Origin of the sequence: Janibacter sp. YB324 (assembly GCF_014217915.1) — a bacterium.
Lineage (GTDB): Bacteria > Actinomycetota > Actinomycetes > Actinomycetales > Dermatophilaceae > Janibacter > Janibacter indicus.
In genome coordinates this window covers 1,447,431-1,462,753 of record NZ_CP060120.1, presented here as the reverse complement: position 1 = coordinate 1,462,753, position 15,323 = coordinate 1,447,431, and the positions used below count along the sequence as shown (strand labels likewise).

Here is a 15,323-nt window from a genome sequence, read left to right as displayed (position 1 = left end):
GCATGAGCGAGCCCAAGCCCGAGGTCGTCACCCGCGCCCTCGTCCAGGACGTCCAGCTCCCCGCCGACGGCGGGACGCTGGCCCTCGTCACGCTGGACAACGGCCACGACCACACCAAGCCCAACACCTTCGGCCTCGAGGGCATGGCCGGCCTCAGCGCCGCCGTCGCGACGCTGCAGCAGCGCGCCGAGGCCGGCGAGATCGTCGCGGTCGCCGTGACCGGCAAGCCCTTCATCTTCGCGGTGGGCGCCGACCTGTCCGGAGTCCCGGGTGTCGCCTCCCGCGAGCAGGCCCTCGAGATCGCCCGCGCTGGCCACGCCGCGTACGCGGCGGTCATGGACCTTCCGGTGCCGACCTTCGCGTTCGTCAACGGTGCAGCGATGGGCGGTGGCGTCGAGCTGTCGCTGGCCTGCGACTACCGCACGATGAGCAAGGCCGTGCCGGCGATCGCGCTGCCCGAGGTCTTCCTCGGCCTCGTCCCCGGCTGGGGCGGCTGCTACCTGCTTCCCCGCCTCATCGGCCCGGAGAAGGCCCTCAAGGTCATCGTCGAGAACCCGCTCAACACCAACCGGATGCTGAACGGCCCGGCCGCGGCGAAGCTGGGCCTCGCCGACGCGCTCCTCGACGGCGCCGACTTCCTCGAGCAGTCGATCATCTGGGCCGCCGGTGTGCTCTCCGGCGAGACGAAGGTCGAGCGCGAGCCGGTGAACGACGACGCCGCCGTGTGGGAGGCCGCTGCCGCGGCCGCCACGCAGCTGGCCGACGCGAAGACCGCAGGAAAGTCCCCTTCGCCCTACCGCGCCATCGAGCTCGTCAAGGCCGCGCGCACCGCCGAGCGCGATGCCGCCTTCGCCGCCGAGGACGAGGCCCTGGCCGACCTGCTCATGGGTGACGAGCTGCGCGCCGGGCTGTACTCCTTCGACCTCGTGCAGAAGCGCGCGAAGCGACCTGCCGGCGCCCCCGACAAGGCGCTCGCGCGCCCGGTCGGCAAGGTCGGCATCGTCGGCGCCGGCCTCATGGCCAGCCAGCTGGCGATGCTCTTCATCCGCTCGCTCAAGGTGCCGGTGGTCATGACCGACCTCGACCAGGAGCGGGTCGACAAGGGCGTCGCCTATGTCCACGGCGAGATCGACTCCTCCCTGGCCAAGGGCAAGATCACGCAGGACAAGGCCAACCAGCTCAAGGCCCTGATCACCGGGTCCACGAGCAAGGAGGGCTTCGCCGACGCCGACTTCGTCATCGAGGCCGTCTTCGAGGAGATGGGCGTCAAGAAGAAGGTCTGGGCCGAGGTCGAGCAGGTCGTCACCCCCGAGTGCATCCTCGCCTCCAACACCTCGTCGCTCTCGATCACCGAGATGGCGTCCGAGCTGCAGCACCCGGAGCGGGTCGTGGGCTTCCACTTCTTCAACCCCGTCGCCGTCATGCCGCTGCTCGAGATCATCCCGGGCGAGAAGACGGACGACGCGGCGCTCGCGACGGCCTTCGCCACCGGCAAGGGCCTGAAGAAGACCTGCATCCTCGTCAAGGACAGCCCTTCCTTCATCGCCAACCGACTGCTCGGCCGCTTCATGGGCGAGTTCTCCAAGATCGTCGACGAGGGCACTCCGGTCGAGGTCGCCAACGAGGGCATCGCGGGCCTGGCCCCGATGCCGCCGCTGGTCCTGGTCGGCCTGGTCGGGCCGGCGATCGCGCTGCACAACAGCGAGACGCTCCACCGTGAGCTCGGCGAGCGCTTCTACGTCTCGCCCAACCTCAAGGCGCTCGTCGAGGCCGGTAAGCGCTCCTACGACGACGAGGGCGTGGCCGAGCTGCTCACCGCCCCCGAGTCGCCGGTCGAGCTGACCGCGCAGCAGGTCCGCGAGCGGGTCCTCGGGGTCCTCGCCGAGGAGGTGCGCACGATGCTCGACGACGGTGTCGCACAGGCCCCGATGGACATCGACCTCGCGATGATCACCGGCGCCGGCTTCCAGTTCTGGAACGGTGGCCTCACGCCGCTCCTGGACCGTGAGGGCGTCTCGGAGAAGGTCACTGGGCAGCGCTTCCTGCCGAAGGGTGTGGCCAGCGTTCCGGCCTGATGCGTTGGCAGCATGACGAGGCCTGACCGGCTTCCGGCATGTCGAAGGGGAGGTCCCGACGACGACCTTCGCTTCTCGTGGTCCTCGCAACTCCCGCGTCCGAGGAGTTGCGAGGACCACGGTCGTTTCGACGTGAAGAAGGGCCGAGGGCCCGGCGGTGACCAACGCCGTCGTGGTGATCGTCGTGGGCGTCAACGGCGACGGGCAGCGCGAGGTCTTGGACCTGCAGGTAGACACCAGGGAGACAGGCGGCATGGAACGAGTTCTTCGCCGACCTGACGCGGTCCAGGCACAGTTCAAGCCGTGCGATGCTTACGCTGTCATGGGACCTGGTTATAGGGTCCAGATGGGCATCTCGACCGAGACGCTGTCGCGAGGGGACGTCATGAGATGAGTGCGGATCTGGGTACGTCGAGCGTCGTCCCCCTCTCCCGCATCCCGAAGATCGTCGGGGTCGTCCAGGCGGGTGGTCAGGGCTCCCGGATGGACGTCCTCACGCGTGAGCGCGCCAAGCCCGCCCTCCCCTTCGCCGGCAGCTACCAGCTCGTCGACTTCGCACTGAGCAACTTCGGCAACAGCGGCATCCCCGACGTGTGGGTCTCGGTGCAGTACGAGGCGTCCTCGCTCGACCGCCACCTCGCCGGTGGGCGGCCCTGGGACCTCGACCGCACCCGCGGCGGCTACCGGCGGCTCGTGCCGGAGGAAGGGCAGGCCAGCGGGTCCGAGGGCTTCAGCGCCGGCAACGCCGACGACCTGCTGAAGATGGGTGCCCAGCTGCGTGAGGCGGGCGCCGAGGTCGTCGTCGTGACGAGCGCCGACCAGGTCTACCGCCTCGACATGCGGGCCGTCGTCGCCCAGCACCTCGAGCGCGGGTCCGAGGCCACGATCGTCACCGTCGAGGTGCCGCTCGCGCAGGCCAAGCACAAGACGGTCGTCGACGTCGGCCGGGACGGCGTCGTGCAGGGGCTGACCGACAAGCCCACCGGCCCGCCGCACGGGACGATCGCCGCCGAGATCTTCGTCTACGACGTCCCGGTGCTGCTGCGCACGCTCGACGCGGTCCGGCACGAACGGGCGCAGGCCGACCCAGGGCTCACGGAGGGGATCGGCGACTTCCCCGACCGCCTGCTCCCGCGGCTCGTCGAGGGCGGGAAGACCCACGCGTACGCGCTCACGGGCTACTGGCGCGACCTCGGCCGCCCCTCCGCCTACCTGGCCGCGCACCGCGAGCTGCTGCGCGGACGAGTCGACGTCTTCGACGACCCGGCGTGGCCGATCCTCACCCGGTCGCCGGAGATGCCGCCGCCGATGATGCACGCGGGTAGCCTCGTCGAGGACTCGATGATCAGCCCCGGGTCGCACGTGCACGGCACCGTGCGCCGCAGCGTCGTCGGACCGGGCTGCGTCGTCGAGGCGGGAGCGGTGGTCGAGGACTCGGTGCTCATGCACCGGGTGCGGGTCGCGTCCGGTGCACAGGTCTACGCCTCGGTCGTCGACGACTCGTGCCGGGTCGGCGAGGACGCGCAGGTCGGGGCCCAGCCGAAGCGCTGGCCGCCCTCGGACTCCGCCGTCGTGCTCGTCGGTCGTGAGTCGCACGTGGCGAAGGGGGTCTTCCTCGAGCCGGGAGCCCGCCTCGAGCCCGGCACGACTGCGAGCTGAACGAGCCCCCACTCCTTCGGTGTTCCTGAGTCGTGGACTCCGCATAGGCCAGATATCGTCACTGGCCCGTGTGCGGACCCGGGGACGCTGCGTGAAGCCCTGTGCTCACGCGAGCAGTGAAGGTTTCACGGGGCTGCTCTAGGTAGACTCCCCGCATGGAAAACACGGCACCAGGTCGCCTGGTTCCCGGTCACATTGCACGCAGTTTACGGACGGAGTCCGGATCGGCGATGTTTCTGGCGCTCGTGACCGTCATGGCGCTCGTCTGGGCGAACTCGCCGTTGTCTGAAAGCTATTTCGAACTGTGGCATCAGGAAGTCGGTTTCGATGTCGGCCCCGCCGGCATGCATATGAATCTGCATCATTGGATCAACGACGGCCTGATGGTGATCTTCTTCTTTGTTGTCGGATTGGAGGTTCGACAGGAGTTCGCGCACGGGACTTTACGGGATCGCAGCCGTGCTCAACTCGCTGCGGTGGCGGGAGTTGCAGGTGTCGCTCTTCCGGCTCTGGTCTATGTGCTGGTCGTCAGCGTGTCCGGCGGGAGCGGACTTGGCGGATGGGGTGCGGTCGTCGGAACCGATACAGCATTCATGCTGGGCGCACTCGCCATAGTGGGTCCACGACTGTCTGGCCAGTTGCGTGTCTTCCTCCTCACCCTGACAGTGGTCGATGACTTCCTAGCGGTATCGATCATTGGAATTGTCTATAGCGATCAGATCAAGCTTGTCCCCTTGTCGATCGCTCTCGCCTGCCTCATCGGCTTGTGGGGACTCGGCCGCTCACAGCAGTGGAATGCCGCACCTTATGTGATCCTTGTGATTGTCATGTGGTTCGCCACTGTCTCTTCCGGGGTGCACGCCTCACTCGCCGGCATGCTCGCCGGTCTACTGATCCCCGCCTACCCCACTCAGCGCCAAGAGGTAGTCGCCGCCCGCCAGTTCTTCCGTGACTTCTGGCAGTCGCCCAGCGCCGCGTCGGCGCGCAGTGTCAGCCGTGGCCTGGCCCGGGGGATCTCGGTGAACGAGAGAATGCACGAAGTTCTTCGCCGCCCCACTGCACTGCTTGTCGTGCCGATCTTCGCTCTCGCCAATGCCGGCGTCGACCTCAGGGGTGAACTCCTGGCAGATTCCTTCGGATCATCCGTGACCTGGGGGGTCATTGCTGGCCTCGTACTCGGCAAGCTTGTCGGAATTGGCGTTGCCACTCTCCTGGCGGTCAGGATGGGCCTTGGTCGACTCCCGGAAGGAGTGGGTATGGGCAGCGTCTTCGGCGGTGCAGCACTTTCAGGCATGGGTTTCACCGTCTCTCTGCTCATCATCGGACTTGCTTTCGGCTCGACAACCGACCTCGGGCGACAGGCGACGGTTGGGGTGCTGGTGTCCATGGTGCTCGCCGTCGCCCTGGGCTGGTTGATATTCAAGATCGCCGCTCAGCGGTGGGGCGAGGAAAGTGCAGATCTCCCCATGGTGCTCGACCCCCCAGTCGACCCCGAAGTTGACCACATCCGCGGCCCGGAGGACGCCCAGCTGACGCTGGTCGAATACATCGACTTCGAGTGCGAGTACTGCGCACACGCCACTGGCTCCTGGGAAGATCTGAGTGGGCACTTCGGTCACGATCTTCGTTACGTCGTGCGGCACCTTCCCCACCACCCACATGGGCCGCTGGCTGCAAAAGCATCTGAAGCAGCCGCGAACCAAGGCGAGTTCTGGACATGGCTCGACTACGTATTCACCCATCAGGACGCGCTCGAGCGAGAGCACCTCATTGGTTACGCGGAAGACCTCGGACTGGACGTCGATCGCTTCGTGCAGGACATGGACAGCGAGGCTATCGCAGAACGAGTCAACCGCGATCTCGTGAGCGCCGATAACAGCGGCGCCCACGCCACTCCAACCTTCTTCGTCGAAGGTCACCGCTTGCTGGGTGACTATGACGCCCGGACGTTGACTGCGGCACTCGAGTCCAGCAGGCGCGGCGCACGAACCCAGTTGGCCTCTGTCTGAGACGGATCGGGACGACACAGCTGACTCGCCTATTCGTGATCTCGGCGGCCGCGGCGTGGTTTGCCAGAGGTCAGTCGGAGGGCCTCGCCGGGAAGGGCGATTACTGGCACATGACGCCCGCCCACGGTTGATAACGTGGCTCTTCGCGCTTGAGCGGGGTGCCAGGTAGTTGATGGGGCTCGTGGCCCCGACATGCTGTTGGTCTCTCACAACGCGACAACAGCGAGGCCACGAGCATGAACGAGGGTACGTCAGTGCTGCTCGGGCTGGAGGACGAGTTCACCGTCCTGCAGCTCGAACGAATCGATGCCGACACGGTGCGTGTCGTCATCGAGGTCATCGACCCGGAGGGCGCCTGCCCCGAGTGCGGGGTGCTCACCTCAAGGATCACGGAGCGGCCACTGGTTCGAGTCAAGGACTTGCCTGCCTCCGGCCAATGAACCGATCTGTGGTGGCTCAAACGGCGCTTGGTGTGCCGCGAACCGGCCTGTGGGACAGCGACATTCACGCAGCAGTCCCGCGCTGTGCCGGCACGGTCGCGGCTCACGACCCGGCTACGAGATAAGATCGGTTCGGCGATCGCGTCGGGCAACCGCGCCGTCAGCGAGGTCGCTAGCGAGTACCAGGTGGCGTGGTCGACCGCGCACCGGGCGCTCATCGCACTGGCCAACCAGTGGCTGCCCGAGCCGGAACCCACCCGCGTGCTCGGCATCGACGAGACCCGCGCCCGGTCGGTGCGCTGGGTGCTCGAAGAGGCCGGCTGGACACGGTCGAACCCGTGGATGACCTGGGGCCTGACCCCGGTTCTTGGACACGCAGAATCCAGCACCTGGTGCTGGGGAAGCGAGATGATTCGAGAATCATGGCCAGGAAGAACTACTCCGAGGAGTTCCGTCGTCAGGCAGTCGACTTGTACGAGTCCACCCCGGGCGCCACGGTCCGCGGCATCGCCGAGGATCTCGGCATCGTGCGGGGCACGCTGCGGCACTGGCTCGAGGCGTACGGGACCGGGAAGAAGACCGCTGCTGACGGGACGTTGACCTCCAGCCCGCTGCAGTCCAAGCCGTCGAAGAGTTCCTCGACGCCGGCTGATGAGACGTCGGAGCAGAAGATCGCCCGGCTCGAGGCTCGGGTCGACGAGCTCGAGGTCGAGACGACGAAGCTGACCACCGAGCGGGAGATTCTTCAGCGGGCGGCCAAGTATTTCGCCGGGGAGACGCGCTGGTGAGTCGCTTCCAGTTCGTCGCTGACAACTCCGCCACCTTCGCCGATCGCGGCGGGGTGAAGCGACTGTGCGAGCTCGTCGAGGTCGAGCGCTCGTCCTACTACGCCTGGCTCAAGGCTGCCCCGACACGCGAGGGGCGTGCCCGGGCTGATGCCGAGCTCGCGGAGCGGATCAGGGCCGTCCATGCCGAGGACAACACCCAGGGTGCGCCTCGGATCACCGCCGAACTCAACGACAACGCGCCTGCCGGTGCACGGGTGAATCACAAGCGCGTGGCCAGGGTGATGCGGCTGGAGGGCATCCGCGGCTATGTGAAGAAGCGTCGCGTGCGGACCACGATCCCCGAACCCTCGGGGCAGAAGTACCCAGACCTGCTGAACCGGGACTTCACCGCTCCTGCGCCGAACCGACGCTACGTCGGGGACATCACCTACCTGCCGTTGGCCGACGGGACGAACCTGTACCTAGCGACCGTGATCGACTGCTACAGCCGTCGGCTGGCCGGGTGGGCGATCGCCGACCACATGCGCACCGAGCTGGTCGAGGACGCTCTCAACGCCGCTGCCGCGACCCGCGGCAGCCTCAAGGGCGCGATCTTCCACAGCGACCACGGGTCGGTCTACTGCTCGAAGGCCTACGCCAAGCTCTGCAAGAAGCTCGGCATCGCCCAATCCATGGGAGCCGTCGGGTCGTCGGCCGACAACGCGCTCGCCGAGTCGTTCAACGCCACGATGAAGCGCGAGGTCCTCCAAGACGCCGCCTGCTGGAGTGACGACCTGACCTGCCGCCGGCAGGTCTTCAGGTGGCTCGTCCGCTACAACACCCGCCGCCGTCACACTTGGTGCGGCTACCTGTCCCCGTCCACCTACGAGGCCCGCCGGGCCGCTACGCTGCCGACCGCCGCGTAATCACACCCTGTGTCCAAGAACCGGGGGTAGGGCCCCCCGTTCGTCAACGCCGACCCCACCCTGCCCGGACACCTTCTCGGGCTGACCCCGGGACGCTCCGGGGCGTGCGTGATCGACTGGCTCGCGCTGCAGACACCCGCGTTCCGGGCCGGCATCGACCTGGTCGTGATCGACCCGTCCGCGCCGCACGCGGGCGGGATCCGCACCGCCCTACCGGACGCGCGGATCGCAGCGGATCGCAGTCGACAAGTGGCATCTCGTCGCCCTCGCCAACCTCATGGTCACCCAGGTCCGTCAACGGATCACCCGGCAACTGCACGGCCGCCGCGGCACCGCCACCGACAAAGTCTGGGCCAGCCGGCAACTGCTGCTCACCGGCTACGAGCACCTCACCGTGAAGCAAAAGGCCCCCGGTTCAACGCCGCCCTCGCCGCCGAGGATCCGACCAACGAGATCGCCGCCGCGCATGCCGTCAAGGAACGCCTGCGCCTGCTGCTGGCCGAACACCAGCCGCACCAGATCCGGCGCAGGCTGTACGAATTCTACGACGCCGCCGCCCGCGCCGACATGGAGGAAACCAGCCGCCTGGCGACCACGATCGACACCTGGCGGCCAGCGGTGCTCGTCGCGCTCACCGAGGACGTGACCAACGCCCGCACCGAGGGCTTCAACCGGATCATCAAGCAAACCAAGCGTGTCGGATGCGGCTCCACCAACATGGACAACTACCGAAGGCGCATCATGGTCCACATCGCCCTCACCCGAGGGCAGAGACCAGCAGCATGAAATCAGCACACGCCCCGCTCATGCGGAGAGCCATTTATTTCTGCAGTAAACGCCCGGCCCGTCTTCGGCGCCTCGTGCCACACATGCCTTCCCGCTCGGGTTGCGGCGGGCCATAATTCGCCTTTCACGTTCCCGGCTTGCCGTCTTCGGAGCTGGGCCTTGACACCCCTGCACCGGGTACCCCCGCATCAGTACCGCACCTGCCGCTGGGCAGTCGATGCATCACCTGTCCGAACGGAATCGACCGGCCCCACGCTGATGACTGCTCCCACACCGCCGAAGCACTTCAACCGATCCGTCACTGCAGCATCGAGAAGCCGTCCTCGACACCGGCAGGTCCCGGGCCCGCTGGCTGTGATGTCTTCGCGATGGCGGCGTCGGCGGGGAGAGGATTTCGCAGTGAGCAGCACCGCTCTCTCCGGGATCGAGGCGACCACCGAATCCAGCCCGCGGTGCTGCACGAAACCTTGGGGGCTCCATCGAGCCAGTGGCAATCCGGCCCGTGGTTGCCTCACCATGGAGCGGTGACTGCTGAGCGTTGCCGATCCACCGCCGATCCTGCCGAACCCCATTCCGATGCCGAGCTGCTCATCGGCCTGGTGGTCTCACCATCCCTGAGTGCGATGCTCGGCCCCGAGGTCACCACCTCGGTGCGCAAGATTTTGGTGCAGCGGTATCCGGGAGTGCGCTGGCAACTGAAGATGGCCGAAGACCGGCTGGTCGATCCACCCACCGAGACCTTGGACCTGCTGGAGGCGGCCCGAAACCGCGTGCTGGAGGAGAACTGGGATTTGGCCGTGGTGCTCACCGAGATCCCCCTAAAGACCGGCCGACGTCCGGTGCTCACCCAGCTCAGCCCCGTGCACGGGGTAGGACTGGTCTCCGTCCCAACCCTGGGAGCCGTGCACGTGCGGCAGAAGGTGCAAGAGACCACCGTGCACGTGGTCGGGCAGCTCCTGGGCTACGACGCCGAAGACCTCAACGCCCAGCGGGATCTTGCTCGAAGAGCCCACCAGCTGTCCACCGATCTCGACGAACGCCCGGACGACAACGTCGTGCAGTTCACGGCCCGAGTGCTGAGCGGCAACGTGCGGTTGTTGCTGGGCATGATCCGCGCCAACCAGCCTTGGGCCTTCGTGGCCCGGCTCTCCCGGGCGATGGTCGCGGCAGCGGCCACCGGCATGCTGACATTGGTGGCCTCGGACCTATGGGTACTGGCCATGGCCTACGGGCCGGTGCGCCTGGTCCTGCTGGCGGTGATGGCGATCGGGGCGGTGAGTGCCACCCTGATCCTGGGAGCCAACTTGTGGGAGCGCCCACGGCGGCGAGCCCAACGTGAGCAGGTGATCCTGTTCAATTTGGCCACCACCGCGACCGTGGCCATCGGGGTTGTAGTGTTCTACCTCGGCTTATTCATCCTGTCCTGGGTCGGCGCGCTGCTGCTCATCGACGAGCAGGTATTGGCCGGTGTCGACGGTCACCCAGTGAACGCTTTGGACTACGCGAAGATCAGCTGGCTCACCGCCAGCCTGGCCACCGTGGGCGGAGCACTAGGAGCTGGACTGGAGGACGACGATGTGGTGCGCGCCGCTGCCTACACCCGGTCCAGCACCTGACACAGCCCCAGCACAGAAGAAACTGAAACATCTACGCGTTGATGCCACGTCTATGCAGGTGTCATTGCCGGTCGCGATGACTTGGTGGGCTCAGCGCAGTGCGCTGCCTCGTACTCGGCGGGTGGGGGCCCTACCCCCGGTTCTTGGACACAGGGTGTGATTACGCGGCGGTCGGCAGCGTAGCGGCCCGGCGGGCCTCGTAGGTGGACGGGGACAGGTAGCCGCACCAAGTGTGACGGCGGCGGGTGTTGTAGCGGACGAGCCACCTGAAGACCTGCCGGCGGCAGGTCAGGTCGTCACTCCAGCAGGCGGCGTCTTGGAGGACCTCGCGCTTCATCGTGGCGTTGAACGACTCGGCGAGCGCGTTGTCGGCCGACGACCCGACGGCTCCCATGGATTGGGCGATGCCGAGCTTCTTGCAGAGCTTGGCGTAGGCCTTCGAGCAGTAGACCGACCCGTGGTCGCTGTGGAAGATCGCGCCCTTGAGGCTGCCGCGGGTCGCGGCAGCGGCGTTGAGAGCGTCCTCGACCAGCTCGGTGCGCATGTGGTCGGCGATCGCCCACCCGGCCAGCCGACGGCTGTAGCAGTCGATCACGGTCGCTAGGTACAGGTTCGTCCCGTCGGCCAACGGCAGGTAGGTGATGTCCCCGACGTAGCGTCGGTTCGGCGCAGGAGCGGTGAAGTCCCGGTTCAGCAGGTCTGGGTACTTCTGCCCCGAGGGTTCGGGGATCGTGGTCCGCACGCGACGCTTCTTCACATAGCCGCGGATGCCCTCCAGCCGCATCACCCTGGCCACGCGCTTGTGATTCACCCGTGCACCGGCAGGCGCGTTGTCGTTGAGTTCGGCGGTGATCCGAGGCGCACCCTGGGTGTTGTCCTCGGCATGGACGGCCCTGATCCGCTCCGCGAGCTCGGCATCAGCCCGGGCACGCCCCTCGCGTGTCGGGGCAGCCTTGAGCCAGGCGTAGTAGGACGAGCGCTCGACCTCGACGAGCTCGCACAGTCGCTTCACCCCGCCGCGATCGGCGAAGGTGGCGGAGTTGTCAGCGACGAACTGGAAGCGACTCACCAGCGCGTCTCCCCGGCGAAATACTTGGCCGCCCGCTGAAGAATCTCCCGCTCGGTGGTCAGCTTCGTCGTCTCGACCTCGAGCTCGTCGACCCGAGCCTCGAGCCGGGCGATCTTCTGCTCCGACGTCTCATCAGCCGGCGTCGAGGAACTCTTCGACGGCTTGGACTGCAGCGGGCTGGAGGTCAACGTCCCGTCAGCAGCGGTCTTCTTCCCGGTCCCGTACGCCTCGAGCCAGTGCCGCAGCGTGCCCCGCACGATGCCGAGATCCTCGGCGATGCCGCGGACCGTGGCGCCCGGGGTGGACTCGTACAAGTCGACTGCCTGACGACGGAACTCCTCGGAGTAGTTCTTCCTGGCCATGATTCTCGAATCATCTCGCTTCCCCAGCACCAGGTGCTGGATTCTGCGTGTCCAAGAACCGGGGTCAGGCCCCTGGGGCGTTGCCGAGGCGGGTGTGCGGGCGGGCGCCGTTGTACCTGTCGATCCGGGATCCGCACCGCCCTGCCGGACGCGCGGATCGCAGTCACAAGTGGCATCTCGTCGCCCTCGCCAACCTCATGGTCACCCAGGTCCGTCAACGGATCACCCGGCAACTGCACGGCCGCCGCGGCACCGCCACCGACAAAGTCTGGGCCAGCCGGCAACTGCTGCTCACCGGCTACGAGCACCTCACCGTGAAGCAAAAGGCCCCCGGTTCAACGCCGCCCTCGCCGCCGAGGATCCGACCAACGAGATCGCCGCCGCGCATGCCGTCAAGGAACGCCTGCGCCTGCTGCTGGCCGAACACCAGCCGCACCAGATCCGGCGCAGGCTGTACGAATTCTACGACGCCGCCGCCCGCGCCGACATGGAGGAAACCAGCCGCCTGGCGACCACGATCGACACCTGGCGGCCAGCGGTGCTCGTCGCGCTCACCGAGGACGTGACCAACGCCCGCACCGAGGGCTTCAACCGGATCATCAAGCAAACCAAGCGTGTCGGATGCGGCTCCACCAACATGGACAACTACCGAAGGCGCATCATGGTCCACATCGCCCTCACCCGAGGGCAGAGACCAGCAGCATGAAATCAGCACACGCCCCGCTCAAATGCGGAGAGACGATAACGTTGGCTCATGACCCCGACCTCCGCGCAGACTGATGAAAACTCAAACTTCATTCAACCGGACGTTCGAGTGCGCGGCGCCCGCGAGCACAACCTCAAAAACATCGACCTGTCAATACCGCGTGATGCCATGGTGGTGTTCACCGGCGTCTCTGGCTCGGGCAAGTCCTCGCTGGCCTTCGGCACGCTATATGCGGAGTCCCAGCGACGTTACTTGGAATCGGTTGCACCGTATGCCAGGCGCCTCATCGACCAGGCGGGAGTCCCCGAGGTGGACTCCATCACCGGAATGCCGCCCGCCGTGGCATTGCAGCAACAACACGGCGGGCGCAGCACCCGGTCAACGGTCGGAAGCATCACGACGCTCTCCAGCCTGGTTCGCATGCTGTACTCCCGCGCGGGTACATATCCGGATGGGCAGCCGATGCTCTATGCAGAGGACTTTTCGACCAATACTGTCGAGGGCGCTTGCCCGGAATGCCACGGAATCGGTCGGGTCTACGACGTGCCAGAGGACACGATGGTCCCCGATCCGGCACTGACGATCCGAGAGCGCGCCATCGCCTCGTACCCCACGGCGTGGCATGGGCACCAACTGAGAGATGTCCTCGTCGGGCTTGGTTACGACGTCGACGTGCCGTGGAAGGACATCCCGAAGAAGGACCGCGACTGGATCCTCTACACGGATGAAACCCCTTACGTTCCCGTTTACTCACGACTCACCCTTGCTGAAGCGCGTGAAGCCATAGACGCCGGAGTCGAGCCAAGCTATTCCGGAACCTTCGTAGGAGCGCGTCGCTATGTGCTTGACACATTCGCGAATACGAAGAGCAAATCGATGAAACGCCGTGTTGCTCAGTTCCTCACATCGGCCCCGTGTCCCGCATGCCATGGCAAACGTTTGAAGCCGGAAGCGCTATCGGTGACATTTGAGCAGCTCGACATCGCCGACTTCTCACAGCTGCCCTTGCATGAAGTCTTGTCTGTCATCGAAGCCGCAGTCGTCGCGGCGGAAAGCGCAACTGACGGTGCCGGTGACGAGTCTCACTCGTCGGGTGAGGCCCTGGACGAAGTCCCGCGTCGCGAAGCACATGAAGAGCGCGTGGCAGCCGGAGGGTCAGCCCATTCCGCGGCTTCTGATGTCCGAACCCAGAACCAATCAGTCGAAAAGCTGGCCGCAACCATCCGCTTGGGGACCGGACTCGTCGATCGGATCCGTCCGATCATCGATCTCGGCCTGGGCTACCTGTCGTTGGATCGCACGTCCCCGACCCTTTCAGGCGGAGAACTTCAGCGTCTGCGTTTGGCAACCCAGCTGACTTCCGAACTTTTCGGCGTCGTCTACGTGTTGGACGAACCTTCCGCCGGGCTCCATCCGCAAGACGTCAGTGCGCTGTTGGACGTCCTCCAGGGACTCAAGAAGCGCGGTAACAGCCTCTTCATCGTCGAGCACTCCGTCGACGTGATGCGGCGTGCGGATTGGCTTGTGGACATCGGGCCCGCCGCAGGTGAACGCGGAGGGCGTGTCATCTACAGCGGCCCGACCGAAGGACTGGCTGACGTCGAGGAATCCGCCACCCGAGACTACCTCTTCGGCGGCAACGGGTTCCCCCTTCATGAGCCAAGGAAGCCACACGGGTGGTTGCGTCTCGAGAAGATCTCGCGCAACAACCTGCGGAGCATCTCCGTCGAGATCCCGTTGGGTGCACTCACAGCAGTCACAGGTGTGTCGGGGTCAGGCAAATCCAGTCTCGTCAGCCAAGTTCTCCCGACCTTGGTCAGTGAGCATCTCGGACGCCCCATCACAACTGATGAGCCAGTGCCCGACGGCGATGACATGCTGCTTTCCGATGTTTCCCAGGAGCTCGAGGGTTCTGTCGCGGGTGACCTCACTGGAGTTCGCCGGGTAGTAACCATCGACCAGAAACCGATCGGACGCACACCTCGGTCGAACGTCGCAACCTACACAGGCCTGTTTGACCACGTACGTCGCCGATTCGCCGAGACCCCGGAATCTCGTGCACGCGGCTACAAGACCGGGAGATTCTCATTCAACGTCGCCGGCGGCCGTTGCCCGACCTGCGAGGGAGAGGGATCAGTCATGGTTGAGCTGCTCTTTCTCCCTTCCGTGTACACGGAATGCCCGGAATGTCATGGCACCCGCTACCAGTCGAGCACTCTCGAGATCCTCTGGCACGGACGAAACATCGCGGAGATCCTCGCTATGAGCGTTGAGGATGCGCACGAATTCTTCGAGGGAGAGGCCGACATCATGCGCTCCCTGACCACGCTCCTCGATGTCGGACTCGGTTACCTACGTCTCGGCCAACCCGCAACCGAGCTCTCTGGTGGTGAGGCCCAGCGAGTCAAGCTGGCCAGCGAGCTGCAGCGGGCTCAAAGCGGCGACACGCTCTACGTCCTCGATGAACCAACTTCCGGATTGCACTGCGCCGATACCGACCGGCTCGTAGCTCACCTGCAAACACTCGTGGACGCCGGGAACACCGTGGTCATGGTCGAGCTCGACATGCGAGTCATCGCACAGGCCGATCACGTCATCGATCTCGGGCCCGGTGCTGGGGGCGACGGCGGACAGGTCGTCGCGGCCGGCACTCCAGCAGAGGTCGCCGATTCGTCCACGAGCGCTTCAGCACGTTATCTGGCCACTGCGCTCGAAGAGGCTGCTGCCGTCTCGAGGGTGGACACAGTCGTTGCCTGAGGCAGCTGCGCGTGTGATGACATCTCGCTCCGGTCTGTCCATGCTCGCGGCACCGCACGTCCTGCACCTCGCGTGCCGATCGCGCTGACCGGCGACACGCGGGGAACGACGACGAGCGACGCCTATCTCATATATGGGGTTACCGTGGTTG

Annotated in this window: 10 protein-coding genes and 5 pseudogenes; 14 read left to right on the top strand and 1 reads right to left on the bottom strand. The window is 66.1% G+C overall.

Annotated features, from left to right (window positions below; translation table 11 throughout):
- Positions 1-2 precede the first annotated feature (2 nt).
- From H7A72_RS06995 to H7A72_RS06955, 11 genes and pseudogenes are all read left to right on the top strand, one after another.
- Positions 3-2,075 carry a 3-hydroxyacyl-CoA dehydrogenase NAD-binding domain-containing protein gene (locus H7A72_RS06995; protein ID WP_185222087.1) on the top strand — a complete coding sequence of 691 codons (2,073 nt, stop codon included), beginning with the start codon at positions 3-5 and terminating at the stop codon, positions 2,073-2,075.
- Between the two features lie 145 nt (positions 2,076-2,220).
- Positions 2,221-2,353, top strand: a pseudogene (locus H7A72_RS06990) (transposase); the annotation flags it as partial.
- A 112-nt stretch (positions 2,354-2,465) separates the two neighbouring features.
- A complete protein-coding gene (locus H7A72_RS06985; RefSeq protein ID WP_185222086.1) occupies positions 2,466-3,734 on the top strand; it encodes a glucose-1-phosphate adenylyltransferase family protein in 1,269 nt (422 codons plus the stop codon).
- Positions 3,735-3,889: 155 nt separating this feature from the next.
- Positions 3,890-5,743, top strand: a complete 1,854-nt coding sequence (gene nhaA, locus H7A72_RS06980; protein ID WP_185222085.1) for a Na+/H+ antiporter NhaA — start codon at positions 3,890-3,892, stop codon at positions 5,741-5,743.
- A gap of 236 nt (positions 5,744-5,979) precedes the next feature.
- Positions 5,980-6,183, top strand: coding sequence for a hypothetical protein (locus H7A72_RS06975; RefSeq protein ID WP_185222084.1), 204 nt, complete (start codon positions 5,980-5,982; stop codon positions 6,181-6,183).
- Positions 6,184-6,213: 30 nt separating this feature from the next.
- Positions 6,214-6,387, top strand: a pseudogene (locus H7A72_RS17125) (ISL3 family transposase); the annotation flags it as partial.
- Positions 6,388-6,605: 218 nt separating this feature from the next.
- Positions 6,606-7,876 (top strand): IS3 family transposase gene (locus H7A72_RS06970; RefSeq protein WP_185221984.1). Its coding sequence is split into 2 segments (ribosomal slippage): positions 6,606-6,951 and positions 6,951-7,876, totalling 1,272 coding nucleotides; the frame shifts between segments, so codons are not numbered across the junction.
- A 60-nt stretch (positions 7,877-7,936) separates the two neighbouring features.
- Positions 7,937-8,104 (top strand): annotated as a pseudogene (locus H7A72_RS17120) (transposase); the annotation flags it as partial.
- A gap of 49 nt (positions 8,105-8,153) precedes the next feature.
- Positions 8,154-8,225: pseudogene (locus tag H7A72_RS17115) on the top strand (hypothetical protein); the annotation flags it as partial.
- A complete protein-coding gene (locus H7A72_RS17110) occupies positions 8,225-8,662 on the top strand; it encodes a transposase (protein WP_370543573.1) in 438 nt (145 codons plus the stop codon). The pseudogene H7A72_RS17115 and the gene H7A72_RS17110, both read left to right, overlap by 1 nt.
- A 524-nt stretch (positions 8,663-9,186) precedes the next feature.
- Complete coding sequence (locus H7A72_RS06955; protein ID WP_185222083.1) at positions 9,187-10,278, top strand: hypothetical protein; 1,092 nt, start codon at positions 9,187-9,189, stop codon at positions 10,276-10,278.
- A 160-nt stretch (positions 10,279-10,438) separates the two neighbouring features.
- Here H7A72_RS06955 and H7A72_RS06950 read toward each other — a convergent pair.
- Positions 10,439-11,709 (bottom strand): IS3 family transposase gene (locus tag H7A72_RS06950; protein ID WP_185221984.1). Its coding sequence is split into 2 segments (ribosomal slippage): positions 10,439-11,364 and positions 11,364-11,709, totalling 1,272 coding nucleotides; the frame shifts between segments, so codons are not numbered across the junction.
- A gap of 197 nt (positions 11,710-11,906) precedes the next feature.
- Between H7A72_RS06950 and H7A72_RS17105 the strand changes: the two are divergent.
- The 3 genes and pseudogenes from H7A72_RS17105 to H7A72_RS06940 form a co-directional block, all read left to right on the top strand.
- Positions 11,907-11,978: pseudogene (locus H7A72_RS17105) on the top strand (hypothetical protein); the annotation flags it as partial.
- Positions 11,978-12,415: a transposase gene (locus tag H7A72_RS06945; protein WP_370543573.1), complete on the top strand. Its 438-nt coding sequence runs from the start codon at positions 11,978-11,980 to the stop codon at positions 12,413-12,415. The pseudogene H7A72_RS17105 and the gene H7A72_RS06945, both read left to right, overlap by 1 nt.
- A 48-nt stretch (positions 12,416-12,463) precedes the next feature.
- On the top strand, positions 12,464-15,172 hold the full coding sequence (locus H7A72_RS06940; protein ID WP_185222081.1) for an excinuclease ABC subunit UvrA: 2,709 nt from the start codon (positions 12,464-12,466) through the stop codon (positions 15,170-15,172).
- The last annotated feature ends 151 nt before the right edge of the window (positions 15,173-15,323 follow it).

What these genes read in the sequence shown, in the direction of transcription:
- nhaA (WP_185222085.1), top strand. Translation starts at nt 3,890, where the DNA reads ATGGAAAACACGGCACCAGGTCGCCTGGTTCCCGGTCACATTGCACGC.
- H7A72_RS06940 (WP_185222081.1), top strand. Translation starts at nt 12,464, where the DNA reads ATGACCCCGACCTCCGCGCAGACTGATGAAAACTCAAACTTCATTCAA.
- H7A72_RS06985 (WP_185222086.1), top strand. Translation starts at nt 2,466, where the DNA reads ATGAGTGCGGATCTGGGTACGTCGAGCGTCGTCCCCCTCTCCCGCATC.
- H7A72_RS06975 (WP_185222084.1), top strand. Translation starts at nt 5,980, where the DNA reads ATGAACGAGGGTACGTCAGTGCTGCTCGGGCTGGAGGACGAGTTCACC.
- H7A72_RS06995 (WP_185222087.1), top strand. Translation starts at nt 3, where the DNA reads ATGAGCGAGCCCAAGCCCGAGGTCGTCACCCGCGCCCTCGTCCAGGAC.